1 protein-coding gene is annotated in these 1,009 nt (G+C 59.7%); it reads right to left on the reverse strand.

Translation table 11 applies throughout. The features are described 5' to 3' along the window. Position 1: 1 nt before the first annotated feature. Positions 2–1,009, reverse strand: a 1,008-nt coding sequence (locus C5L12_RS27710; RefSeq protein ID WP_105375173.1) for an integrase core domain-containing protein, incomplete at its 5' end; no start/stop codon positions are given.

Below are 1,009 nucleotides of genomic sequence, written 5' to 3' on the forward strand. Positions count from 1 at the left end.
CCTAAGACATGGGTGACAATCTCGTGCCGAACGGATTGTCGATGGTTTGCAAAGTTCTCTGCTCCAGGTCGATATATCCCAAATCATAGTGCATGAAGCTGACGAGCCAAATACCGTCGTCGACTTCCTTGAGCCCCAGTTTCTGTCCGGCCAGCACGGTCGAGATGTTGATCTTCTTGCGATAGATGCAGATGCGGCCGCAATTGGTCACCAGCGCATCCCGATCATGGAAGGGGTAGTCGATCTCCGGCAGGCCATGATAGAGGCGTGACGACGCGGCGTAGAGATCTGCCGGCACCTTCATGTTGAGCGCCTCGTGCGGCCGTTCCTGATTGAATTCGCTGACGAAAGCATCGAAGCGGGCCTGTTGCTGGAGGATGTTTTTGCCGGGTGGCCTGGTCGCCTCTTTCTTCAGCGTCAGGTGCATGCGCTCATGCCGGCCGTTTTGTTGGGGACGGCCCGGCCTGATGCGCTCCAGCGCGATCCCGAGCCGCAGCCACCACACCGACAGCTTCGACAGATTGTAGAGGCCGTTGGGGCTGGCGAAGGGTAGTCCATTGTCGCTGCGGATCGCCGCCGGCAGGCCACGCTCGACAAACAACCTGCGGAAAGCATCGAAGACGGCCGGTTCACGGGTCGATTCGAAGGCCTCGCAGGCAAGAAGATAACGGGATGCCTGGTCGGTGACCGTCAGCGGGTAACAGTATTGACCATTGCCAAGCTTGAACTCGCCCTTGAAGTCGGCGCACCATAGATCGTTGGGCAGCGATGCCTGTGACAAGGCTGTCCCTTCGGCTCGATGTCGTTGCCTCCTACGGGCGTGGGCGACCAGACCATGTCGATCGAGAACGGCATGCACCGTACTCTTCGACGGCACGCGCACATCGCCGGCCAGGCGCTTCACCAAAAGCTCCCGGATCTTCCTGGCACCCCAATGCGGCTTGCTCTTCTTGCACGAGACGATCATCGCCTCGACCGGCTCAGGCAACTGGTTGGCATAACGCACCGG

Source organism: Neorhizobium huautlense, assembly GCF_002968575.1.
Taxonomy (GTDB): domain Bacteria; phylum Pseudomonadota; class Alphaproteobacteria; order Rhizobiales; family Rhizobiaceae; genus Neorhizobium; species Neorhizobium huautlense.